24 protein-coding genes are annotated in these 24,818 nt (G+C 37.1%); 13 read left to right on the forward strand and 11 right to left on the reverse strand.

Translation table 11 applies throughout. The annotated features are described in order from the left end of the window. Positions 1-79 precede the first annotated feature (79 nt). The 4 genes from LNP19_RS05295 to LNP19_RS05310 all read left to right on the forward strand — a co-directional run bounded on the left by LNP19_RS05295 (position 80) and on the right by LNP19_RS05310 (position 5,742). The gene (locus tag LNP19_RS05295; protein WP_230063755.1) at positions 80-430 is read left to right on the forward strand and encodes a hypothetical protein; all 351 of its coding nucleotides are present in this window, start codon (positions 80-82) and stop codon (positions 428-430) included. A 222-nt stretch (positions 431-652) separates the two neighbouring features. Next, positions 653-2,860, forward strand: coding sequence for a TonB-dependent receptor (locus LNP19_RS05300; protein ID WP_230063756.1), 2,208 nt, complete (start codon positions 653-655; stop codon positions 2,858-2,860). Between the two features lie 103 nt (positions 2,861-2,963). Next, the gene (locus LNP19_RS05305) at positions 2,964-5,075 is read left to right on the forward strand and encodes a prolyl oligopeptidase family serine peptidase (RefSeq protein WP_230063757.1); all 2,112 of its coding nucleotides are present in this window, start codon (positions 2,964-2,966) and stop codon (positions 5,073-5,075) included. A 352-nt stretch (positions 5,076-5,427) separates the two neighbouring features. Further along, positions 5,428-5,742 (forward strand): HPF/RaiA family ribosome-associated protein, encoded by a 315-nt coding sequence (locus LNP19_RS05310; RefSeq protein ID WP_230063758.1) that lies wholly within the window; start codon positions 5,428-5,430, stop codon positions 5,740-5,742. A 139-nt stretch (positions 5,743-5,881) separates the two neighbouring features. Here the strand turns inward: LNP19_RS05310 and LNP19_RS05315 are convergent, their stop codons facing one another. Both LNP19_RS05315 and LNP19_RS05320 read right to left on the reverse strand, forming a co-directional pair. After that, positions 5,882-7,483: a L,D-transpeptidase family protein gene (locus LNP19_RS05315; RefSeq protein WP_230063759.1), complete on the reverse strand. Its 1,602-nt coding sequence runs from the start codon at positions 7,481-7,483 to the stop codon at positions 5,882-5,884. 54 nt (positions 7,484-7,537) lie between these two features. Next, positions 7,538-9,184: a L,D-transpeptidase family protein gene (locus tag LNP19_RS05320; protein WP_230063760.1), complete on the reverse strand. Its 1,647-nt coding sequence runs from the start codon at positions 9,182-9,184 to the stop codon at positions 7,538-7,540. 181 nt (positions 9,185-9,365) lie between these two features. Between LNP19_RS05320 and LNP19_RS05325 the strand changes: the two genes are divergently transcribed. The 7 genes from LNP19_RS05325 to LNP19_RS05355 all read left to right on the forward strand — a co-directional run bounded on the left by LNP19_RS05325 (position 9,366) and on the right by LNP19_RS05355 (position 13,968). Next, positions 9,366-9,872 carry a nuclear transport factor 2 family protein gene (locus LNP19_RS05325; protein WP_230063761.1) on the forward strand — a complete coding sequence of 169 codons (507 nt, stop codon included), beginning with the start codon at positions 9,366-9,368 and terminating at the stop codon, positions 9,870-9,872. Between the two features lie 165 nt (positions 9,873-10,037). Beyond that, positions 10,038-10,715: a tRNA (guanosine(46)-N7)-methyltransferase TrmB gene (trmB, locus tag LNP19_RS05330; protein WP_230063762.1), complete on the forward strand. Its 678-nt coding sequence runs from the start codon at positions 10,038-10,040 to the stop codon at positions 10,713-10,715. A 49-nt stretch (positions 10,716-10,764) separates the two neighbouring features. Next, a complete protein-coding gene (locus tag LNP19_RS05335; protein WP_230063763.1) occupies positions 10,765-11,400 on the forward strand; it encodes a LysE family transporter in 636 nt (211 codons plus the stop codon). Positions 11,401-11,447: 47 nt separating this feature from the next. Next, positions 11,448-11,774, forward strand: coding sequence for an MGMT family protein (locus tag LNP19_RS05340; RefSeq protein WP_230063764.1), 327 nt, complete (start codon positions 11,448-11,450; stop codon positions 11,772-11,774). Between the two features lie 223 nt (positions 11,775-11,997). Beyond that, positions 11,998-13,134, forward strand: coding sequence for an Mrp/NBP35 family ATP-binding protein (locus LNP19_RS05345; RefSeq protein ID WP_230063765.1), 1,137 nt, complete (start codon positions 11,998-12,000; stop codon positions 13,132-13,134). 78 nt (positions 13,135-13,212) lie between these two features. Continuing rightward, positions 13,213-13,452, forward strand: coding sequence for a NifU family protein (locus LNP19_RS05350; RefSeq protein ID WP_230063766.1), 240 nt, complete (start codon positions 13,213-13,215; stop codon positions 13,450-13,452). Between the two features lie 198 nt (positions 13,453-13,650). Beyond that, positions 13,651-13,968, forward strand: a complete 318-nt coding sequence (locus LNP19_RS05355; protein ID WP_230063767.1) for a 2Fe-2S iron-sulfur cluster-binding family protein — start codon at positions 13,651-13,653, stop codon at positions 13,966-13,968. 35 nt (positions 13,969-14,003) lie between these two features. Here the strand turns inward: LNP19_RS05355 and LNP19_RS05360 are convergent, their stop codons facing one another. The 5 genes from LNP19_RS05360 to LNP19_RS05380 form a co-directional block, all read right to left on the reverse strand. After that, complete coding sequence (locus LNP19_RS05360) at positions 14,004-14,789, reverse strand: DUF3050 domain-containing protein (protein WP_230063768.1); 786 nt, start codon at positions 14,787-14,789, stop codon at positions 14,004-14,006. Between the two features lie 91 nt (positions 14,790-14,880). Then, the gene (locus tag LNP19_RS05365) at positions 14,881-16,059 is read right to left on the reverse strand and encodes an acyl-CoA dehydrogenase family protein (protein ID WP_230063769.1); all 1,179 of its coding nucleotides are present in this window, start codon (positions 16,057-16,059) and stop codon (positions 14,881-14,883) included. Between the two features lie 188 nt (positions 16,060-16,247). After that, positions 16,248-16,961 (reverse strand): tRNA1(Val) (adenine(37)-N6)-methyltransferase, encoded by a 714-nt coding sequence (locus tag LNP19_RS05370; protein ID WP_230063770.1) that lies wholly within the window; start codon positions 16,959-16,961, stop codon positions 16,248-16,250. 77 nt (positions 16,962-17,038) lie between these two features. Next, entirely contained in the window at positions 17,039-17,563 is a 525-nt protein-coding gene (rimM, locus tag LNP19_RS05375; protein ID WP_230063771.1) for a ribosome maturation factor RimM, read from the reverse strand. Between the two features lie 14 nt (positions 17,564-17,577). Beyond that, positions 17,578-18,123: a 30S ribosomal protein S16 gene (locus tag LNP19_RS05380; protein WP_230063772.1), complete on the reverse strand. Its 546-nt coding sequence runs from the start codon at positions 18,121-18,123 to the stop codon at positions 17,578-17,580. 196 nt (positions 18,124-18,319) lie between these two features. Between LNP19_RS05380 and LNP19_RS05385 the strand changes: the two genes are divergently transcribed. After that, on the forward strand, positions 18,320-18,790 hold the full coding sequence (locus LNP19_RS05385) for a DUF6252 domain-containing protein (protein ID WP_230063773.1): 471 nt from the start codon (positions 18,320-18,322) through the stop codon (positions 18,788-18,790). 147 nt (positions 18,791-18,937) lie between these two features. After that, a complete protein-coding gene (gene rbp / locus LNP19_RS05390) occupies positions 18,938-19,291 on the forward strand; it encodes an RNA-binding regulator (RefSeq protein ID WP_072945748.1) in 354 nt (117 codons plus the stop codon). Between the two features lie 121 nt (positions 19,292-19,412). On the opposite strand, the gene leuB is transcribed toward rbp, so the two are convergent. The 4 genes from leuB to leuC all read right to left on the reverse strand — a co-directional run bounded on the left by leuB (position 19,413) and on the right by leuC (position 24,322). After that, positions 19,413-20,474 (reverse strand): 3-isopropylmalate dehydrogenase, encoded by a 1,062-nt coding sequence (gene leuB / locus LNP19_RS05395; protein WP_230063774.1) that lies wholly within the window; start codon positions 20,472-20,474, stop codon positions 19,413-19,415. A 30-nt stretch (positions 20,475-20,504) separates the two neighbouring features. Then, positions 20,505-22,028 (reverse strand): alpha-isopropylmalate synthase regulatory domain-containing protein, encoded by a 1,524-nt coding sequence (locus LNP19_RS05400; RefSeq protein WP_230063775.1) that lies wholly within the window; start codon positions 22,026-22,028, stop codon positions 20,505-20,507. Between the two features lie 134 nt (positions 22,029-22,162). Next, entirely contained in the window at positions 22,163-22,759 is a 597-nt protein-coding gene (leuD, locus tag LNP19_RS05405) for a 3-isopropylmalate dehydratase small subunit (protein ID WP_230063776.1), read from the reverse strand. A gap of 168 nt (positions 22,760-22,927) precedes the next feature. Then, complete coding sequence (gene leuC, locus LNP19_RS05410) at positions 22,928-24,322, reverse strand: 3-isopropylmalate dehydratase large subunit (RefSeq protein ID WP_230063777.1); 1,395 nt, start codon at positions 24,320-24,322, stop codon at positions 22,928-22,930. Between the last annotated feature and the right edge of the window lie 496 nt (positions 24,323-24,818).

The raw sequence follows: 24,818 nt of genomic DNA on the forward strand, positions 1-24,818 counted from the left end.
TTGAACCATCTGTTAAGCAATTCTTATATTTTGCTTAACAGATGGTTTTTTCTTTGATGTTTTCTTACTTTTGTGGCAAATGAAAAAGAAACAGCTCATAATAAGTCTTTCATTGTCGATGATCGTATTGTTTTCAATACTGTATCAGTCATTGCACATGTATGAGCATTTTGTGAAGCAGTTTTCTGAAAAAGTATGTCATCACAAATACAACGGCAACCAAGCCGAAATTACCCATCAGCATCATAATATTGAGCATTGTAATGTGTGTCATTTTACTTTTGGAGCTTATGTGACTCCGGAAGTTTTTGTCTATAAATTCAATCCAAATTACAAACTGCTTCCTCATTTCTTTAAAAACGAAAAGGAAATTACTTTCTTTCCAGGGAGTTTGTATTCGCATCGGGGGCCACCTTTTTTCTACATTTAATAGATTCCGATTTTTTTCGGATAGCTCGTCATCAAACAGACCCGTTTGATGGGACAGTTTTAAAAGATGTTTTTCTTGTAATTTTTATCTAGGTTTTAATCGTAAATAGCATATAAAGTCGCAACTATATCAATAGTTGGGCCTTTGTATTTTGTTTGTATTATGGCTTTAGAAAAATTATTCAAGAGCATGTATTTCTAAATAAAAATTCAATTACTTGTAATGAAAAAAATTATAATTACCCTAATACTAGGGTTTTCGGCGATGCTTCAGGCTCAAAACACGGTTTCAGGAACGGTTAGGGATGGTGCTAATAAACCCATAATAGGGGTTTCGGTTTATGCTCCTGAACTCCATAAAGGCACAACTACGGATGCCAATGGAAAATATATCTTGGACAATCTCCCTAATGGAAATTTAAATATAACTTTTGTCTTTGTTGGTTTTTCCAATCAGAATAAGACGATAACAAATCTTCAAAAAGAAAACATACTAGACGTAGTTCTGGAAGAGACCTTGTTTCAAATGGACGAGGTAATTGTTTCCACGGCTTTCAACAAAATACAATCGCAAAATGTAATGAAAGTCGAACACGAAAAAATGGTTGATTTACAACGAAAAGGAACTGCGACTCTAATCGAAGGATTGGCTACTATTCCTGGAGTTTCGCAGGTTTCAACTGGAACATCCATCGGCAAGCCGGTTATTCGAGGTTTGAGCGGCAATCGCGTATTAGTTTATTCACAAGGAGTTCGAATGGAAAATCAACAGTTTGGGGATGAGCATGGCTTGGGATTAAATGACTCTGGAATTGAAAGTGTTGAGGTAATCAAAGGGCCGGCATCTTTGCTCTATGGTTCGGATGCCTTAGGTGGTGTTTTGTATTTTAATCCAGAGAAATTTGCCATCGCCAATACTTTTAAAGCGGATTTTAGTCAAAAATTATTTTCAAATACATTGGGAAGCAGTTCTTCTTTAGGGGTAAAAACATCTACTGAAAACTGGAAATTTCTTGCTCGAGGGAGTTACGACACCCACTCTGATTATAGAATTGCAGGAGGAGATCGTGTAACCAATACCCGTTACAATGAAACGGATTTCAAAACAGGAATTGGCTACAACAATGCTAAATTCTCTACGGTTTTAAGATACAATTACAATAAGTTGGATTTAGGGATTCCCGAGGAAGGAATTGCTGAGCAGACTTCGAGCAAGAATACCGAGTTTCCTAGACAAGGCGTTTTCAATCATTTGTTGAGCTTGAATTCTATTTTCTATCTGAAAAATTCAAAAATCGATGTGGATTTGGGTTATGTGGCCAATGACAGAAGCGAATTTGAAGACAGCAATATAGCCGGATTGCAGATGAAGTTAAAAACCTTCAACTATGATGCGAAATATTATTTTCCAAAAATAGGTAAGTTAGAGTCCATTGTGGGGATACAAGGAATGCATCAGACAAATACGAATTCTGGGGAAGAATATTTAATTCCGGATGCAACTACAAATGATTTTGGTGTTTTTGGAACAGCAAATTACGAGTGGAAATCCAATGTATTACAAGCGGGATTGCGTTTTGATAACCGACAAATTACCAGTAGTGCCCATGGCGAGTTAGGTGAAGAAGGTTATTTTAAAGCCATCGATAAATCATTCGACAGCTTTAATGCTTCGTTGGGCTACAAGACAAATCTTGCCGATGCTTTAACGTTACGACTGAATCTTGCTTCGGGTTTCAGAGCGCCGAATTTGGCCGAGTTGACTTCCAATGGTGTTCACGAAGGAAGTAATCGCTACGAAGTAGGGAACAGTGATTTGAAAACAGAACAAAACCTGCAAACGGATTTGAATTTAGAATACGGCAACAGCCATTTTGAGTTTTTTGTAAATGGATTTTACAATCACATCAATAATTACATCTATACTTCCCCTGCAGGGACTCAAATCGATAACAATGATGTTTTTAACTATATTCAGAATAATGCCAAATTATACGGTGGTGAAATAGGATTGCATCTTCACCCGCATCCATTGGATTGGTTGCATTATGAGACCAGTTTTGAAACCGTAACAGGGAAAAAACAGGACGGGGATTATTTGCCTTTGATTCCGGCAAACAATTGGAAAAACACCATTAGAACCGAGTTTAAGATTAAAAATTGGCTCGAAGAAGGTTTTGCCGCATTAAGCGTAAACACGACCTTGAGTCAAGACAATGTGAGTGGTTTTGAAACCAGTTCAAATGGATATACCTTGATTAATCTTGGTTTTGGAGGAAAAGTAAAACTAGGAAAAACAGTGTTTAATGTTAACGTAAACGGAAATAACTTGTTTGATAAATCCTATATTGCCCATCTTTCCAGATTAAAAACAGACGGAATTCCTAACATTGGTAGAAATGTGGTTCTAGGAGTTCATTTCAATTTATAAAATCATTTCAATTTCAACCTAATTGACAGTCTCCCTTATTTTAAGGGAGCTTGTCGATCGGGACTATTTCCCTATTTTTGTATTAACCTTTAAAATTATTTTAATGAAAAAACTAATTCTTGTAATGGCAGTGACTTCTACATTAAGTTCGTTTGGCCAAAATTCCATTCAATATCCTCAAACCAAAAAAGGAGAAACTGTTGATGAGTATTTTGGGACAAAAGTAAATGATCCTTACCGTTGGTTAGAAGACGATCGGTCTGCTGAAACGGCAGCTTGGGTAAAAGCCGAAAACGAAGTAACCTATGATTATTTGGCCAAAATTCCATTTAGAAACCAGCTGAAAGAAAGATTGGAAAAACTATGGAATTATGAAAAAATTGGTGCTCCATCTGTTGAAGGAAAGTACACCTACTATTCTAAAAACAATGGATTACAAAATCAATCGGTTTTATATAGAAAAGATGCTGCCGGTAAAGAAGAGGTTTTTTTAGATCCAAATACTTTTTCTAAAGACGGTACCACTTCACTTGGTGGATTGGATTTTTCTAAAGACGGTTCTAAAGTTGCCTATGCCATTTCAGAAGGCGGAAGTGACTGGAGAAAAGTAATCATTATGGATGCTTTGTCTAAAAAAATAATCGAAGATACCCTGATAGATGTAAAATTCAGCGGATTGTCTTGGAAAGGAAACGAAGGTTTCTATTATTCTAGTTATGAGAAACCAAAAGGAAGTGAATTGTCGGCCAAGACGGATCAGCATAAATTGTATTTTCATAAACTGGGAACTTCTCAAAAAGAAGATCAGGTCATTTTTGGCGCAGACCAAAAAAGAAGATATGTGGGAGGTTATGTAACAGAAGACGATAATTACCTAGTGATTACTGCGGCCAATTCTACTTATGGAAATGAGTTGTACATCAAAGATTTGAAAAAAGCCAACAGCCCAATTGTTACTATTGTCGATAATTTCAACAGCAGCAACTCTATTATTGAAAACGAAGGCGGTAAATTATTTATCGAAACCGATCTGAATGCGCCTAACAAACGCATCGTTACTGTAGATGTGAATAATCCAAAACCGGCAAACTGGAAAAATTTTATTGCTGAAACAGAGAACGTATTGTCGCCGACTACCGGTGGAGGCTACATCTTTGCTAATTATATGAAAGATGCTGTTTCGGTAGTGAAACAATATGATTACAGTGGAAAATTGCTTCGTGAGATCAAATTACCGGGATTAGGAACAGCCGGTGGTTTTGGAGGAAAGAAAAAAGATAAAACCTTGTATTATTCTTTTACCAATTACATTACTCCGGGAACCATTTATGCTTTCGAACCAAAAGCAGGAAAATCTACCGTATACCAAAAACCAAAAGTCGATTTCAACAGCAGTGAATATGTGTCGAATCAGGTATTTTATACTTCAAAAGACGGGACAAAAGTACCGATGATGATTACCCACAAAAAAGGATTGAAACTAGACGGTAAAAATCCAACTATTCTTTATGGTTACGGTGGTTTTAACGCAAGTTTGACACCAAGTTTCAGCATAGCCAATGCGGTTTGGATGGAAAATGGCGGAATATATGCCGTGCCTAACCTTCGTGGTGGTGGTGAATACGGTAAAAAATGGCATGACGCCGGAACTAAAATGCAAAAGCAAAACGTGTTTGACGATTTCATCGCAGCTGCTGAGTATTTGATTGCTAAAAACTATACTTCTTCTGATTTTCTTGCCGTTCGTGGTGGGTCTAATGGAGGTTTGCTTGTGGGGGCAACGATGACACAGCGTCCGGAGTTGATGAAAGTGGCTTTGCCGGCGGTAGGTGTGATGGACATGTTGCGTTACCATACATTTACGGCTGGTGCAGGATGGGCTTATGATTATGGAACGGCTCAGGACAGCAAAGAAATGTTCGAATACATCAAAGGCTATTCTCCGGTACATAATGTTAAAAAAGGAACACAGTATCCGGCAACGATGGTAACCACAGGAGATCATGACGATAGAGTGGTACCGGCGCACAGTTTTAAATTTGCGGCTGAGTTGCAGGAAAAACAAGCGGGAACTAATCCGGTTTTAATCCGTATTGATGTTAAAGCAGGTCACGGAGCAGGAAAATCCGTAGCGGCAAACATTCAAGAGAATGTGGATATTCAAGCTTTCACACTTTATAATATGGGAATCAAAAGTTTACCAAAAGTAAAATAGGAACCCTTTTATTTTTTAAAACAAAAAACGCTATTCGAAAGAGTAGCGTTTTTTTTATGGAACATATTCTTTTGAAGGTAGAAGAGAGTTATATTTCTTAGTAATCTAGATTGAAAACAAGAAATTAAGAAAAAGGATGGCTAAATTGAGCTGTCGATTTCTAATAGAAATTGATTGCAAATTTGATAATAAGAACGATTTTGTTTAAGATTATTTAGAAGACGGCTAAGTCAATTCTAATGCTTTTTATATTCGTTTTTTTCTTTCTTTCTTTTCATAATGTTTTATTAAATTCCTCGTTTATTCGTTTGGCAATCGGTAAATTTGAAAGACAACATTAAATCATAAAAACATGACAGTACAAATCAACACAGACAACAATGTAGAAGGACACGCTCGTTTGAAAGCGTATATTGCGCAGGAATTAGAAACGGCTTTAGCGCGTTTTGATGACAAAGTAACCCGTTTAGAAGTGCATTTTGGAGATGAAAACGGCGATAAGTCCGGAGTCAATGACAAACGATGTCTTATTGAAGCCCGACCGGTAAATATGCAGCCTGTAGCAGTAACTCATCATGCCGATACTACCGAGAAAGCCTTTCACGGTGCCCTGGACAAGATCAAGAAAGTGTTGAGCACAAGTTTTGAAAAACAAAAGACCTATTAAGTAACTGCCATCAGTTAGCTCATTATACAACTGACGTCCTCTTTTAAATAAGAGGGCGTCAGTTTTTTTATGCTTATTACAAATTTAAGCTCTCGGCAAAGGAGAGATTTCAGAAGAAAATGCTAAAGTTCATCTCAAATCAATCCGTAAAAAGTATTTCGGCGAGGCGCTCGTCATGTCCATAGATGTCGTCATAGAAATTGATTGTTCCATCACGATTTACCCAAGCGGTGAAATAACCAATATAAACGGGAATTTTTGTCTTTAGGTTGTATGTTTTTTCAATTCCCTTATTCATGGCTTCATCAATCTTTTCCACTGGCCAGTTTGGGTCTTCCTTTAATAGTAAAATTGCCAAATCCCGCGGTCGCTCCACGCGGATGCAACCGTGACTGAACGCTCTGCTATCTTGATTAAAAAGACTTTTGGCGGGGGTGTCATGCATATAAATGATATGGGAATTAGGAAAAACAAACTTTACTTTTCCCAAGGCGTTTTGCGGCCCAGGGCGTTGGCGCACGCGATTATTAATCCATTCCATGTCATTTTTAGCCAGATAGTTGGGATTTTTGGCGATGGAAGGTAAAATCTCTTTTTGTAAAATGCTGGGGGGTACATTCCAATAAGGGCTGAAGACAATTTGGCTCAATTCGCCGCTAAAAACCGCCGTTTTGTTCAATGCTTTGCCTACGACGACTTTGGAAACCAACTCGGGTTTGCCGTCTATGAAATAAGTGAGAGTAAAGGCAGGGATGTTTACCGTAATGTATTGTTTTTTTCGAGTCAAACTAGGCGATATCCAGCGGCAGCGTTCCATGTTGATCATGATCGTTTTGATGTGTTCGCTTATAGGAATATTCATGTTGGCGATGTGTTTGGGTAACAACAGCGAATCAGCCGCAAAAGCATTTCTTTTTTTGTATTTCAAGACTGCTGCCAATAATTCGGAATCAAAGACATTTTTCCCGGAATCGTTGTCTAAGTCACCGCTGGCCAAAAGGCGCTTTCTAATTTGAAGAATGACTTCTGCGGTGTCTTTGGGTTTGAGGGATTTGATCTTTTTGGGTAAAATAATAGGATTCCACCCTCCTTTTTTTTCAATATCACGATACTTTTTCAAAGCATTTTTCAAAAGGTAATATTGGCCAAGAAGATCTTTGTCTTGTTGGTTGATCAGCTTGGGATCCCGAAGCAGGGAGTCCAGGCTGTTGACGTAGGATTGTTTTTTTCGAGGTAAATACCAATCCAATTCTGCTGTTTTTGTAGCATTCAAGCCTTTGAATACCCTATCGGCATAAAAAAAATACAACGAAGACATTAGCAATTCGACCTCGATGTTTGATTTCTCCATATCGTCCGGATCTTGAAAAATGGCTCTTATCTTTTCTTCGTACGGAACTCGGACTTTTAAGCCTTCTTGATCCAGATTGTTGATTTTGTCGTACAAAATGTTGGCAAATTCATTAAGGCCTTTATAGTCGAACCATAGGTAGTGGTAGTTGTGTTTTCGGTACAATTGTACTACTTCGGGTTTGAGGTAGTTTAGTTTTGGGTATTTCGAAAAAAAAGGAGCGATTAAAGTGCTGTCAAAAGGAATGGGCTCGAAGGATGGGATTCTTTGGAAAAATAATTTTGTAGGGACGAGCATCGTTTTTTTAGCATTGGCTTTTAGGATATGGGGAGTGCTAAAAAGTACAAAGCAGCAGGCCAGAAAAAGAAAGCAGATAGGAGGGCGTTTCATGTTAGTGCTGTTTGATTATTAGTGCTAAAGATACGAAAAAGTGTGCTGAATGGCTTAGTTTGATAGTCTCTTGACAGGAGTCGTTTCCGCTAAATTTAGGGTGTCATTAAAAAGAAATTCGCTCAGGAGATCATCTTTAGTATAGATATCAAAATAGAAATTAATTTTTCCTTCGTCATTTGCCCAAGAGGTAAAATAGCCAATGTGAATGGGGATGGGTTTTTTTAGCAGATAGACCGTTTCTACTCCGCTGTTCATGGCTTCATTTATTTTTTCTATGGGCCATTGGGGATTGTTTTCTAGAATTTTATAGGCCAGTTCTTTGGCTTTTTGCATATTAATGCAGCCGTGACTGAAACGTGGAAATTCAAAATTGAAATTCAATTTGTATGGAGTATCATGCAAATAAATACTGTAGGTGTTGGGAAAGACAAATTTGACTACTCCCAAAGCGTTTTTTGGTCCTGGTCGTTGTCGGAGGCTTTTTTTATTCCATTCCAAATCGTGTTTGGTCAAATAATCAGGGTCTTTTTCCATCGCCGGTTTAATTTCGTTTTCCAAAATGCTTTGCGGTACATTCCAGTAAGGGCTAAACACAATGCTGCTGATAGTAGAGCTGAAAATCACTGTTTCCATCGTATTGATGCCTACAAATACTCTAGAGCTTAATACATTTTCCCCGTTTTTGATATAGAATAATTGAAAAGAGGGGATATTGATAACAATAAATTCATTGGCTTTTTCCAGTTTTGGAGAAATCCAGCGGCAACGTTCCATGTTGATGCTAATGAGCTGAATGTATTTTTCTATAGACTGATTCATGCGGTTGATGTGTTGGGAACCAATAAGGTAATCCGGTTTATAACCGTTTCTTGTTTTGAAATTGAGAATGCCGGCTTTCAGCTCCTCATCATAGAGATTGTTTTTAGAGTCTTGGGGCAAATCGCCCAGAACAAAAAGCCGGTGCCTGATTTGACTGATGGTTTTTGCGTTGTCTCCGGGGCCGTATTTCTTCATTTGTGATTCGGTTTCTATAAATTCCCAATCGTTATTTTTTTCTATTTGTCGGTATTTTTGCAAGGCAGCTCGTAGTTTGTAATATTGACCAATGAGTATTTTTTCATTTTTGTCCAGTAATTCCGGTTCGGCCAATAAGGAATCCAATAAATTTTTATAAGAAAGTTCCTTTCTGGGCAGGAACCATCCGGTTTGATGTATTTCATCAGTGTCTATGCCATAAAATACTTTTTTGGCATAATAGATATAGAGGCTAGAGAGTAATAATTCTTTTTCGGTTTGGCTGATTTTGGCGGCAGAGGCGTCGTTGAAGATGGCGTCCATTTTATCTTTGTAAGCCAAATCAAATTTCAGTCCTTCATTTTCAATTTGTTCCGACTTGGAATACAATTCATTGGCAAATTTTATAAGTTCTCCGTCATTATACCAAATGGATTTGTAGTTTCTTTTTTTGTAGAGTGCAGTTACCTCCAATTGGAATTTGTCTAAATGGGGGTATTTTTTGAAAAAATTATTTAGACTTGCGTTGTCAATAGAATTTATGGGTTTTCCGCTGATGGATTCCGGGAGATTTTTGACAAAGTAAATCACCTTAACCAGAAGGTCATTATTTTTGTATTGGTACACAGCGACAACTGAAAAACCAAATAAAAGAGCTACTATGGGTAAAATAAACTTTTTCATAGCACAATTGTTTACTAAAGGTAGCTAAATATTTTCTTTGAAAAAAGTTAATTGTAATGGTGTTAACAGTTGAATACATTGATAAATAGGGGTTTTTGGAAGCTTAAATTCCAAAGGGAATTTGTTTTTATCCGCTTAATTGTATGGAAACTTTTTATACTTTTATCCAAATTCTTTTACCATGAAAAAAACTTTTTTCTTCTTGTTGGTTGTTTTGGTTTCCTGTAAATCAACCAAAGACGCTGTGGTTTCTGATGAGGATCAAATTAATCTTGTACTTGATTCTTGGCACAAAGCCGCTGCCGAAGCCAATTATGAGGCTTATTTTAATTTCATGGCTTCAGATGCTGTTTTCATTGGAACTGATGCGAATGAGAACTGGAATAAAACGGATTTTCAGGTTTATGCCAAACCTCATTTTGATAAGGGAAAAGCATGGAGTTTTACCGCCTTGGAGCGCCATATTTATTTTGATGAAACAGGAAAAACAGCTTGGTTTGATGAGTTGTTGAATACGCAGATGAAAATCTGTAGGGGTTCTGGAGTATTGGTAAAAATAGGGAAGCATTGGAAAATAAAGCATTATGTTTTGTCGATGACTATTCCTAATGACAATAGCGGCGATGTGATAAAAGTAAAAGCTCGCATTGAAGACGCTCTTATCGAAAAATTGCAAGAGAAAAAGTGAGCAATTGATTTTTTTTGGGCTTAGTAAGCTGATTGAAGAGTTTGATTTGGACAGAACAGCAATCGAGTAACTACTAGCGTTTATTAGAGGTTTTGAATTAATTTTCATCACCAATCCATTCGGTCTTATATATTTCCTTAATTTTGCCAAAATATCTGTAAAAGCGTGGGAAGTAAAAATAAATTAAAAAGATTCAAGGAAAACGAAACATTCAATAACGTTTTTCAACCGACAAGAGAAGAGGTAGTAGGTAATTTGTTTCCTTTAAGAGGGAAATGGAACTCAGATTTCTTTAAAAATGACAATCCAGTGGTCTTGGAATTAGGCTGTGGAAAAGGGGAATATTCTGTAGGTTTGGCCGAAAGATATCCTAATAAAAATTTTGTGGGGATTGACATTAAAGGGGCTCGTTTTTGGCGTGGTGCCAAGACTGCTGTCGAAACAGGACTTCACAATGTGGCTTTTATTCGAACTCAAATCGAGTTAATCAATCATATTTTTGCCGAAAATGAAGTAGATGAAATCTGGATTACTTTTCCGGATCCTCAAATCAAATACAAAAGAACAAAACACAGAATGACCAATTCGGAGTTTTTGCAGTTGTATAAAAAAATACTTAAAAAAGAAGGTGTTGTAAATCTGAAAACGGATAGTGAATTCATGCACGGTTATACTCTTGGCTTGCTTCATGGTGAAGGACATGAGGTTTTGTATGCTAACCATAATGTGTATGTAAACGAAGGTAGTCCTGAAGAGGTAACTGCTTTTCAGACTTTCTATGAAAAACAATATTTGGAAATTAACAAAGCAATTACGTATATTCGATTTAAAATTAAAGAATAATAGTACAGCAATGTCTGGATTGTTCTTTCGAATGCTTTAATCTTAGTAAATGAATTTTATGACCACCTTTTTTTTAGGGTTCCTAACGGCTGTTATAGGGATTATACCTCCGGGTTTGATTAATATGACGGCTGCCAAAGTGAATTTGAAAGAAGGGTTGAGAAATTCATTATGGTTTATTCTGGGAGCAGTAATTGTAATTTTTTTTCAAGCTTATTTGGCTATCATATTTGCTCGTGTGATTAATATTCGCCCGGATATTATCATCTTATTGCGAGAAGTTGGTTTTGGAATATTTGGTGCTTTAACGGTTTATTTTTTGTGGATAGCCAAAAAGCCCAAAATCAAGAAAGCTAAAATTAAACAAAGCAGTAAAAAGAAGCGTTTTTTTCTGGGAATGTTACTTTCGGCGCTCAATTTTTTTCCTATTCCTTATTATGTTTTTGTCAGTATAACGTTGTCTAGTTATAGGCTTTTTTCATTCGATACGCCTTCGGTTTTTACTTTTGTCAGCGGAGTAGTATTGGGATCTTCAATCGTTTTTTATTTCTATATTACTTTCTTTAAAAAAATAGAAAGCAAAGCAGATCATTTGTTGCGTAACATGAATACAATTATTGGTTGTATAACTGGATTAATATCCCTGATTACATTATTCAATATCATTAAGTTTTATCTGGATTAATTCGCAGTTTTATAGTCTCGGATCGATCTGTTTCTAATATTTATACCATGTCAGACGATAATTTTTTCGAAAGAGTCTATGCCATCGCCAGAAAAATCCCTTATGGAAGGGTTACTTCTTATGGGGCAATTGCCAAAGCATTGGGAGCAGCGCGTTCGGCACGAATGGTGGGTTATGCGATGAATGCTTCGCATGATATGGAGGATGTTCCTGCGCACCGTGTCGTGAACAGAAAAGGATTACTGACCGGAAAATTTCATTTTGATGGAACCAATCTGATGCAACAATTGTTAGAAAGTGAAGGGGTTGAAGTAATCGATAATCAGATTGTGGATTTTGAAAAGCATTTTTGGCAGCCTGAGGTGCAATATTAGGCTTCTTTGATGAATACTTGTATAACTAGAGCCTGATTTTGAATTCTGAACCCTTTTGGAATTGCTATAACTCATTTCTATTTTGAGCCGATGAAAGACTTAATAAATCCAGCCTAATTTCTTTATAATAAGAACTTTTCATAGTATATTTGCAATCTAAAATCAGTTTAAATAAAGATAGCAATAGTACGGCTAGAAGCTGTCAAAAAAACATACACTTATAATGAAATTAGACAGAAAAGATATCCTTAAAGCTTTGGAAACAATTACTATAGCGGGAGAAGGAAAAAACATGGTAGAGAGCGGTGCAGTTACAAATGTAATTACTTTTGGTGATGAAGTAGTGGTAGATTTAGTTTTACACACGCCTGCGATGCATATCAAGAAAAGAGCAGAAGATGACATCAAGAAAACGATTCATGATTTAGTTTCTGCTGATGCGAAAGTGAAAGTAAATAGTAAGGTTGAAGCGGTCGCGGCCGAAAATCCAAATCAAATTAAAGGAAAAGCAATTCCGGGAATAAAAAATATTATTGCTGTTGCTTCCGGTAAAGGAGGAGTGGGGAAATCGACCGTTACGGCTAATTTAGCAGTATCACTTGCTAAAATGGGTTTTAGTGTAGGTGTTCTTGATGCCGATATTTATGGTCCATCTATGCCTATTATGTTTGATGTAGAGAATGAAAAACCAATTTCGGTTACTGTTGATGGGAAATCCAAAATGAAACCGGTAGAAAGTTATGAAGTAAAAATGCTTTCGATAGGATTTTTTACTTCGCCAAGTCAGGCAGTAATCTGGAGAGGTCCGATGGCTTCTAAGGCTTTGAATCAAATGATTTTTGATGCTGATTGGGGAGAATTGGACTTCATGTTAATCGATTTGCCTCCAGGAACAGGAGATATTCATTTATCGATTATGCAATCATTACCTGTTACCGGTGCTGTTGTGGTAAGTACGCCTCAAGCGGTGGCCTTGGCAGATGCTAAAAAAGGAGTTTCTATGTTTTTGTCGGATGCAATAAATGTACCTGTCTTGGGAATTATTGAAAACATGGCTTATTTCACGCCAGAGGAATTGCCAAACAATAAATACTACATCTTTGGTCAAGAAGGAGCTAAGAATTTGGCAGAAGATTTAGAAGTACCGTTCTTTGGTGAAGTGCCAATCGTACAATCTATCCGTGAAGCGGGAGATTACGGACGTCCGGCTGCTATGCAAACAGGTTCTGTGACCGAAAGTGTTTTTGAAGAAATTACACGTAAGGTAGTGGCAGAAACGGTAAGAAGAAATGAAAGTCTTCCTGCTACCGAAGCTATCAAGATAACGACTATGGCAGGTTGTTCAGCAGTAAAAAAATAGACTTCTTAGAGTATTGGATCATTAGATAAATAATTAAGTCTGCTAATCCAACACGCTAATAATCCAATAATTTAAAATATGACAACAGAAGAATTAACAAGCGAAGTTCAAAAAGCACTCGAGGAAATTAGACCTTTTTTAGTTTCTGACGGAGGTGATATTACGCTTATTTCCATTGAAGATGGTAAACATGTGAAAGTGCGACTTGAAGGCGCCTGCACGAGTTGTAGTGTAAATCAAATGACTCTTAGAGCTGGAGTGGAAACTACAATCAAAAAGTTTGCGCCACAAATTGAAACTGTTGTAAATGTCTTGTAAATTAGACGTGGAAAGCTAGATTGTGTCGATGATAAGAGAGTTGTATGCTTTCTGAATAGCACAATCGAAGTAATCTTTAGTGTTAAAAGGTGAATTTAAAGTGGAATGTTTGTTTCAATTGGATCTTAATAATTTTTGAGATCGCAACATTTAGTTTTCAATTCAAAAAAATTAATTCAAAACCCATCACGAATAGCAATGGATGTATTAATAAAAATAAAAGATAGAGAAGGAGTCGTTCATGAATTACAGGCTCCAACAGATATGGCCATGAATATCATGGAATTGTGTAAAGCTTATGAGCTTCCTGTTGAAGGGACTTGTGGTGGTATGGCTATGTGTGCTTCTTGTCAGTGTTATGTGTTGAACGATGTTGCATTGCCTGAAATGGGCGAGGATGAAGAAGCGATGCTTTCGGAAGCTTTTTACGTGAAATCAAACAGTCGTTTGGGATGTCAAATTCCAATTACTGAAAATCTGGAAGGTTTAGAATTAGAGCTAGCTCCAGAAAGTTAAAATAGAAAAGTCCCAATGTTTAGTTGGGACTTTTTTTATGTTGTGGTCAAATGATTTTCCATGATATGTTCTTCAATTGCGTCCCAAAGACCGATGCGTTTTTCTAAAGCCAATACCGATATTTCTTCAGCTTCTCGCCATTTTCGAGTGTCGTTTTCACACAGCTCGTTGATCATGTGCATTGCCATCGGGCCATGTTCATCGGCATCCAATTCGATATGTCTTTCGAAATAGTAAATGAGTTTGCTTAAGTCCGTATCTGGGAAATTGGCTTGAAAGTTTTTTAAGATTTCGGTAAACATACTCGGAATCAAATCTTCTCTTCCAAAGGTAAAAGCTGCAGCTATTTCGTGCGGCTTGCCCTGTTCAATAACACTGAAAGTAAAGTCTAAAAAAGCTTTTATTTTAGGATGCAGACTACTTGTTCGTATAGCTACAAATATGTTTTGTAACGAATGGATCTCGGATAAAAAATGTTCAATTTCTGAAGTGTCTGCCCCGCAATCTTTCATCGCTTCAATGTACATTTCGTAATGACTTTGGCGGCGACCGTCAAGCGTTAGGTCCGATTCTTCGGCTAATACGATTTCATTTATCAGGTAGCGAGTTTGAGGATTACTGGTAGCAAACCAAGGTGTGGTAGTACAGGTTAGTTTGGTTTGTAAAGCTTTTAATAATGACATAAAGTCCCAAACCGCAAACACATGGTTCTCCAGAAAACATTGTAAGTCTTCGATGGTCTTTACTTTTTTGTAAAGTGGGTGAAGCAGCAACGCCTTTTTTTGAGGTGCAATAGTGTCGTTTATATGCTGAATATTCATATCAATTTTTTTTGGAGTAAATATAAAAAAGCTTCCTGTCTACAAGAAGCTTTTAGGATCAATTTTATAAATACTTTAATAGTTGTTTATTTTATTTAAATGCTGGAATTCCGGTAATGTCCATTCCTGTAATCAACAAATGGATATCATGTGTTCCTTCGTAGGTAATTACAGATTCTAGGTTCATCATATGGCGCATAATTGAGTATTCGCCCGTGATGCCCATGCCGCCAAGAATTTGTCTTGCTTCTCGTGCGATATGAATGGCCATGTCAACATTATTTCTTTTGGCCATGGATATTTGAGCCGTTGTTGCTCTACCTTCGTTTCTTAAAACGCCTAAACGCCAAGTCAATAATTGTGCTTTGGTGATTTCGGTGATCATTTCGGCTAGTTTCTTTTGCTGTAATTGTGTTCCGGCGATAGGCTTGTCAAACTGGATTCTTTCTTTGGCATAACGAAGCGCTGTGTCATAGCAATCCATGGCGGCACCAATTGCGCCCCAGGCAATGCCATAACGGGCAGAATCTAAACATCCAAGTGGCGCTCCAAGTCCGGATTTATTAGGTAATAAATTGGTTTTAGGTACTTTTACATTGTCAAAAATTAATTCCCCGGTAGCTGAGGCACGAAGCGACCATTTGTTGTGTGTTTCTGGAGTGCTAAAGCCTTCCATTTCGCGTTCTACGATAAGTCCGTGAATTCTTCCCTCTTCGTTTTTTGCCCAAACAATGGCAATATCGGCGAAGGGAGCATTCGAAATCCACATTTTGGCACCGTTCAATAAATAATGGTCTCCCATGTCTTTAAAGTTGGTGATCATGCTTCCAGGGTCAGAACCGTGATCGGGTTCTGTTAATCCAAAACAACCGATGAATTCTCCAGTGGCTAGTTTGGGTAAATATTTCATTCTTTGTTCTTCGTTTCCGTATTTCCAAATGGGATACATCACTAAGGAAGATTGTACCGATGAGGTAGAACGAACACCTGCATCACCACGTTCAATTTCCTGCATGATTAAACCGTACGAAATTTGGTCTAGTCCTGCGCCGCCATATTCAACCGGAATGTATGGGCCAAAACCACCAATTTCTCCCAAACCTTTTATGATTTGTTTTGGAAATTCGGCTCTTTGAGCATATTCTTCTATAATTGGAGAGACTTCGCGTTTTACCCAGGCACGGGCTGAATCGCGTACTAATTTATGTTCTTCAGTTAGTAAATCATCAAGGTTGTAATAATCGGGAGCTTGAAATAGGTCTGGTTTCATGGTTCGTTCGTTTTTAGAAAACAAATTTACATAAAGAAATATAACAAAACCAGATTAAAATGTTGTAAAAGCAAGTTAATTTGATTGAAAAGGGATGAATTTTTGATTTGTGGGCTTGGAGAATGGGCGGAGTGATCTCTTGTTCTGAAAAATAGGATTTATGAAGATAACTGGTTTTTATTTGAAATTTACATCTTCAAATAAAAATCCTTCGTCAAGGCAATATATTCTGGAGTATAAATATGTCTGGCGGTTTCTATAATTAATTCATCAATCGGGAAATTTGGATTTTCATTTCGGCTAAAAGCCAATAGACTGCGTTTGATTTCTGCAGTTGGAGCACCTTTTACGCGAGTGATTTTCAAAGGATATAATTCGTATTCTTTGGCTAAAGTCAGAAATTTATCTTCTTCTTTGAATGGAATGATAACGGAAAAAATTCCGTTTTCGGATAATAATAAATCAGCCGCTTCAATCAAATCTTCAAAAGGCATGGCGTCTTGAAAGCGGGCTAAATCCCTTTGATCGCAAGCTGTTTTATAGTCTTCGGAGTAAAATGGAGGATTGGAAACGATTAGGTCGTATTCGTCTTCGGGTTCTTCGACAAATTCATCCAAGCCGGCATGAAAACAAAATAAGCGGTCGTTCCAAGGGGAGTTTTCGAAATTATCAGTTGCTTGTTCGTAGGCTTCGTCGTCAATCTCAAGAGCATCAATTTGTTCTGCCTGACTTCTTTGTGAAAGCATTAAGGCAATGATTCCTGTTCCTGTTCCTATGTCTAAAATGCGGGATGGATTGTTGTCTAATGGGGTCCAGGCGCCTAATAAAACACCATCGGTTCCAATTTTCATGGCACAACGGTCTTGTTCAAGAGAGAATTGTTTGAATTGGAATTTGGACATAGCGATTTTGGATTAACGAATGCAGATTTTTAGGTTTTTTACCAACTGAATACTGCGACTGAACACTGAATACTTTTCTAAAGATACATTTCGATAAGTCCTTCCGGCAGATCCATGATGACTTTTTTGTTTTCGCGATCAATCTTTATCAGAAAATGGTCGATCATCGGAATGAGAATTTCTACGCTGCCGTTGAGAACTTCAAAAAGAGGTTGGGCGGTAGTGTCGTTTATGGATTGAATTTTTCCAACAACGCCAAGGCGTTTGTCTTCTACTTCAAAACCAATTACTTCGTGAAAATAAAATTTATTGCCGCTAAGTTTGGGTAACATTTTAAGAGGTAGATAAAGGTCGTTGCCTAATAGAGCATCGGCTTCCTCTTCGGTATTTACATCTTCAAAACGAATTCTAAGGAAATCGTTTTTGTGCAATGAGCTGTTTTCAATAAAAAAAGGAACCAAGTGTTTGTTGCATTCAACAAACACTGATTCCAAGTTTTGGTATAACTCAGGTTCGTCCGTGTCTAAATAAGCCAGAACTTCTCCTTTGAAACTAAATTTTTTGGCGATTTTACCCAAATAGAAACAATCTTCTTTACGCATCTTCGCCTACTAAATTATGCTTCAGTTGTTTCGTTATTTTCTTCTGCAGCAGGAGCTTCTTCAGCTTCTACTTCAGCAACTGGTGTTGCAGCAGCGATAGCGTCAGCTTCTGCTTGAGCAGCTGCAGCTAAACGTTTAGCGTTAACTTCTTGTTCTGCTTTAAAAGCTTTAGCTTTAGCATCAGCTTGCGCTTTTGTTAAACCGTCTTTTTTAGCATCAACTTTTCCAGCTTTTGCTTCTAACCAAGCAGCTAACTTAGCATCAGCTTGTTCTTGAGTTAAAGCTCCTTTACGAATACCTCCATCAAGGTGGTGTTTCAATAAAGCTCCTTTGTAAGAAAGAATTGCTTTAGCAGTATCAGTTGGTTGAGCACCATTGTGCAACCATTTTACTGCGCTATCAAGGTTTAAGTCGATAGTTGCTGGGTTTGTGTTTGGATTGTAAGTACCGATTTTCTCTAAGTATTTACCATCTCTTTTTGAGCGTGCATCTGCAGCTACAACCCAGTAAAAAGGTTTTCCTTTTTTACCGTGTCTTTGTAATCTAATTTTTACTGACATAATCTTATGATTAAATTTTGAGGTACTCGACCTCGATTAATTAAGGGTGCAAAGATATAGTATTTATTTTAATATAGCAATAGCGCTTATTGTAATGAATAAGAAAGTTTTAGGGAGTTTTTACCTGGCTTTTTTTGTTGTAAATTCTTTTTTTTGAACACAAAAGCATATTTTTGTTATTGTAAAAGAAGCGTTTATGAAAAAATATCTTGTATTTATTAGTATGTTGTCTTTTTTGATTTCCTGTCAAGAAGATGTCAAGTTTAATAATCCATCTTTTCAAGGCGTAAAAGACAATGTTTTTTGGAGGGCTGTCGATTCAAAAGCGATTTTAGAAGCCAATGGAGGTTTAACTATCGAGGCTTATTCCAGAAACGAAGTGATTACTTTGAAAACTACTTCTGCTTTGCCTCAAACTTATTTTTTAGGAAATAGTACTTCGAAGCGGGCGACCTATATTTTGACAGAAGCCGATGGTACAATTATTTTTTCTACTGGAATTGGTTTTGGCGATGGTCAAATTGTAATAACAGAATATGATGAGTTAGGGAGGACAGTTTCAGGTACTTTTAAATTTAATGCCGTGAATAGTAGCAATAATCCATTTGCGGGTGAGTTTTTAAATTTTCAGCAAGGGATTTTTTATAAAGTACCATTAGTTCAATAGAATGATTAATAGCAATTCCATTTGCAATCGATTGATTTTACTTGGATTCTATGTTTGCTAATCAAAATAAAAACATAAATAAGCTAATAGATAGTGGATTAGAATAAAAATAGTCTACATTTGTTGCATTATTATAAATAAGTACATATGAATATTTTTGTTGGAAGCCTTCCATTCAGTATTGAGGAAGCAGATTTAAGAGAGTCTTTCGAGGCTTACGGAGCAGTTGATTCAGTTAAAATTATCACAGATAAATTTACAGGAAGAAGTAAAGGATTTGGTTTTGTTGAGATGCCAAATGATGACGATGCTCAAAAAGCAATTGACGAATTGAACGGAGCGACTGTTCAAGGACGTGCAATTGTAGTAAACAAATCTGAGCCTAAACCAGAAGGTGAAAGAAGAAGTTTTAACAACAACCGTGGAGGTGATTCTCGCGGAGGTTACGGAAACAACCGTGGTGGAGACAACCGTGGTGGTGGAGACAGAGGAAGATATTAATATTTTTTTCAATCATATAAAAAAAGCTGTCAATGAAAATTGACAGCTTTTTTGTTTGTATATTGTTTTGTATTGTGTAGAGACGCACTGCAATGCGTCTTTACATTTCTGCGGTGCATCTTTACAAATTAGCAACCAGCCAGTCTCCTACTTCGCTGGTTTTATATGCTTTGTTTCCTTTTTCTGCTAAATCTTCGGTAACAATTCCTTGTTCGAGTGATTTATTAACGACTTCTCTTATTGCTGCCGCTTCTTCTTTTAAGCCGAAAGCATCTTCAAACATCATCGCTGCAGATAATATTGTAGCTAAAGGATTAGCAATATTTAATCCGGTTGCTTGTGGATAAGAACCGTGAATTGGCTCGTACAACGAAGTGTGTTCTCCTACGGATGCAGAAGGCATTAATCCCATAGAACCTGATATTACAGAAGCTTCATCTGTTAAAATATCTCCAAATAAGTTTTCGGTAATTAAAACGTCATAAGAGTTGGGCCATTGTACTAATCGCATCGCAACCGCATCTACAAATTCGTAAGAAACAGTCACCTCTGGATACTCTTTTTCCATGGCTTGAACAGTTTCTCTCCACAAACGGGAAGTTTCCAAAACGTTGGCTTTGTCCACACAACATAATTTTTTAGAACGTGTCATTGCTAATTCGAAACCTTTTTTTGCCAAACGTTGTACTTCTGCTCTGGTGTAAACGCAGTTGTCGAAAGCTGTTTCTCCGTGGTCTCTTCTTCCTTTTTCTCCAAAATAAATTCCACCGGTAAGCTCTCTTAAGAAAACCAAATCGGTTCCTTCGATGCGTTCTCTTTTTAAAGGAGAATTATCAATTAAAGACGGAAAGGTAAAAGTTGGTCGTACATTGGCAAACAAACCTAGTTTTTTGCGCATCAATAATAATCCTTGTTCCGGTCTTACGGGTGCTGATGGATCGTTGTCATATTTCGGATGTCCGATAGCTCCGAACAAAACCGCATCGGCTTTCATACAGATTTCGTGCGTTTCGTCAGGATAGGGAACGCCAACGGCATCAATGGCGCAAGCTCCTGTAAGAGCTGGAGTCCAGGTAATTTCATGATTGAATTTTTTGGCAATAGCATCCGAAACCTTTACGGCTTCATTGATTACTTCTGGTCCAATTCCGTCTCCGGCTAAAAGGGCAATGGTGTATTTCATTATAGAGATTTTGTATTGTTGTTTTAAGGATTAGTTTGCTGCTACATTCAGCATTTTTTGTGTTGCTATGATTGCAGCAACTGTTTGGTCAGAATCCAAACCTCTTGTTTTGAATTCTTTTCCGTTACTTGTCCAAGTGATTATGGTTTCGCATAAAGCGTCTGAGCTACTTCCGGGAGGGATTCGCACTGCATAATCGATTAGTTGAGGCAATTCGAGCTCTTTGCTCTTGTATATTTTTGCCAAAGCATTCATAAAAGCGTCAAACTGGCCATCGCCTTGGGCATGTTCTTCAATGATTTCTCCTTCAATTTTAAGGCAAAGTGTTGTTGAAGGGCGCATTCCTTTGGCGTGCGATAAAATATACGATTGGACTATAATTCTTTCCTGATAGCTTTGGCTGTCCAAAACATCAGAAATAATATAAGGCAAATCCTCTTTAGTAACGGTTTCTTTTTTGTCTCCTAATTCAATGATTCTTTGGGTGACTAATTTTAGATCTTCAGGATTTAATTTTAAACCTAGCTCCTGAAGATTTTTCTCGATATTAGCTTTTCCCGAAGTTTTTCCTAAGGCATATTTTCTTTTTCTGCCAAAACGTTCTGGTAATAAATCATTAAAGTAGAGATTGTTTTTGTTATCGCCGTCGGCATGAATTCCTGCAGTTTGTGTGAAAACATTGTCACCAACAATGGGTTTGTTGGCGGGAATTCTATAACCTGTAAATGTTTCCACCAATTTACTCACGGAGTACAAAGAAGATTCTTTTACATTGATTGCAATCTCAGGCATGAAATCATTGATTACGGCAACGGTACTTTCAAGCGGAGCGTTCCCAGCACGTTCTCCCATACCGTTTACGGTTACATGAAGTCCCTGTATACCTGCTTTTAAAGCTTCCATTACATTGGCGATACTTAAATCGTAGTCATTATGTGCGTGAAAATCAAAATGGGTATTTGGGTATCTCGTTACAATTTTAGAGATAAATTCGAAGGTTTCAGAAGGTATTAAAACGCCTAAAGTGTCTGGAAGTAAGACTCTTTTGATGGGTTGTTTGGTCAGAAAATCTAAATACTGAAAAACATATTCAGGAGAATTGCGCATGCCGTTGCTCCAATCTTCCAAATAGACATTGGTAACAATATTGTTCTCATTTGCCAACGCAATGGCTTGTGCAATTTCGGCAAAATGTTGTTCGGGTGTTTTCTTTAATTGATGTGTCAAATGATTCAAAGAACCTTTGGTTAATAAGTTTTGAACCTTAGCTCCGGCTTTTTTCATCCATTCGATAGAAAGTCCGCCGTCAACAAATGTTAGCACTTCAATTTTATTGCTATATCCTTTTTCTTCAGCCCAAACCATTATTCCTTTTACACCTTGAAATTCGCCTTCACTCACGCGTGCCGAAGCAATTTCGATTCTATCAATATTTAATTCCTCCAACAACAATTGTGCAATGGTTAGCTTCTCTGCAGCAGAAAAGGATACTCCTGAGGTTTGTTCGCCATCACGGAGTGTGGTGTCCATTATTTCAATTTTTCTTTTTTCCATCTTAATACTAATACGATTTTTGTTTTAATGATACTCTGCAGTCGAATGCCTGTGTTTTTTTGGATAATAGTAAAAGCAGTTACTTAGCTCACCAATAAAGTTGAGACTAGAGTAACTGCGTTTATTGGTTGCTTTTAATAAGGAAGTTTATCGGCAAAGCCAATAATTTCTTCTTTGATGTTTTGTAAATAATCGATGTCATCAAAACCATTCAACATATTGTTCTTTTTGTAACCATTGATGGCAAAAGATTCTTGTTGTCCTGTTGTTAATAAGGTAATAGTTTGCGCCTCTAGGTTGATTTCCAATTCGGTTTTTGGATCAGCTTCAATAGCTTTGAAAATAGCATCAGCAAACTCTGGGCTAACTTGAACTGGTAAAACCCCGATGTTTAGACAGTTTCCTTTGAAAATGTCAGCAAAGAAAGAAGAAACTACCGCACGGAATCCGTAATCGTAAACCGCCCAAGCAGCATGCTCTCTGGAAGAACCTGAACCAAAATTTTTTCCGCCTACTAATATTTTTCCGCTATAAGTTGTATCATTCAAAACGAAATCTGCTTTTGGAGAATCGTCTCCATTGTATCTCCAATCGCGGAAAAGGTTATCGCCAAAACCAACACGTTCTGTTGCTTTCAAGAAACGCGCCGGAATAATTTGATCAGTATCTACGTTTTCGATAGGTAGTGGCACTGCACTACTTCTAAGGATGTTAAATTTATCGTATGCCATTTGATTTTTTATTTTTGATTAACGATTTCTGATTTTAGATTTATTCGAATGTAAAATAGTAGGCGTTAATTTTTTTTTGTAAAATGTAAATTGAAATTTTTAGGAGATTTTTTAATGAAGTGTGTCGAAATCTGAAATCAAAAATCGTTAATCTTCATTCATAAATCTTTAAAAAAGCTCTCTCGGATCGGTTAATACTCCGGTAACTGCAGCAGCAGCAGCCATAATCGGACTGGCCAATAAAGTTCTTGAGCCTGGACCTTGACGACCTTCAAAGTTTCTGTTGGAAGTACTTACCGTATATTTTCCTGCAGGAACTTTATCATCATTCATCGCCAAACAAGCCGAACATCCCGGCTGACGCAATACAAATCCAGCTTCGGTAAGAATGTCTAATAGTCCTTCTTCTTTGATTTGCGCTTCAACAACATGAGAACCCGGAACTAGCCAAGCGGTTACGTTATCGGCTTTTTTTCGTCCTTTTACAATTTCGGTAAAAGCTCTGAAATCTTCAATTCGGCCATTGGTGCAACTTCCCAAGAAAACAAAATCAATAGGTTTGCCAATCATTACGTCGTTTTCTTCGAAGCCCATATAGGCCAAAGATTTTTTGTAAGTTTCCTCACCACCTTCTACTTGGTTGGCATTTGGAATAGTTGCAGAGATGCCAATTCCCATTCCAGGGTTGGTACCATAAGTAATCATGGGTTCAATGTCTTCGGCATTGATGTTTAATTCAGCATCAAAAACGGCGTCTGCATCGGTTTTCAAGGTTTTCCAGTACGCAACGGCTTTATCCCAAGCTTCACCTTTAGGAGCGTATAGTCTTCCTTCAAGGAAATCGAATGTTTTTTGGTCGGGAGCAATCATACCACCACGAGCACCCATTTCGATACTTAGGTTACAAACCGTCATACGACCTTCCATAGACATTTCTTCGAAAACATTTCCGGCATATTCCACAAAATATCCCGTACCTCCCGAAGTAGTCAATTGAGAGATGATATAAAGAGCGACATCTTTTGGTCCCACTCCTTTGCTTAATTTGCCATTTACGTTAATACGCATTTTCTTTGGCTTCGGCTGCATGATACACTGGGTAGAAAGAACCATTTCAACTTCTGAAGTTCCGATACCGAAAGCGATTGCGCCAAAAGCACCGTGGGTAGAAGTGTGAGAATCCCCACAAACGATTGTTGCTCCAGGTAAAGTAATTCCGTTTTCAGGACCTACAACATGTACAATTCCGTTTTTTTGATGACCTAATCCCCAGTGTGAAATGCCATATTCGGCAGCATTATCTTCTAAAGCTTTCAGCTGATTGGCAGATAAAGCATCTTCAACAGGCAAATGTTGGTTTATAGTTGGTGTGTTGTGATCGGCAGTGGCAAAAGTACGTTCCGGATATAAAACGGAAACCCCTCTTGATTTTAAACCTAAAAAAGCTACAGGACTAGTAACTTCATGGATGAAATGACGGTCAATAAAAAAAACGTCCGGTCCATCTTCAATTTTACGCACCACGTGCGAATCCCATACTTTGTCGAATAATGTAGTACTCATTTTTAACTATTTTTTTAGTGTATTTCTTCTTTGTTCAGCCCAATTCTTTAAATAAAGCCGTAGCAATGAGAGCAAATTTATTAAAAGAGTCAATAAAATAAATTTCGATTATTCATTATATACGATACCCAACGCCGTTTTTACAACTGTCTAGTGCTTAATTTTGTTTGCAAATAATTTTATAAAGCAGTTTGGTTTTGGTTTTAATTTTCTTTTATTTTTCGTTTAAAGGTGAAGGAATGTTTTTTTTTAAAATTATTCATGTGCTTTAAAATCATTTCAAATTGAAGGTTGTTTTAAAAATAATTTAATATAAACGATATTTTTGTTTATAATTAGCAATGATTGCTTCTTTTGTGTTTTTTTGATTGATCGTGTTCAATTGTTTTTTATTAGGCGAAAAAAGGATATTTTGTTTCATTTGTTTGTTCATTTTTTTTGTAAAATACTACGACATCCAAAAAATTAAGCAGCTCGTTAATTAGAAGATTTTTAA

It is taken from the genome of Flavobacterium acetivorans (genome assembly GCF_020911885.1).
Lineage (GTDB): Bacteria > Bacteroidota > Bacteroidia > Flavobacteriales > Flavobacteriaceae > Flavobacterium > Flavobacterium acetivorans.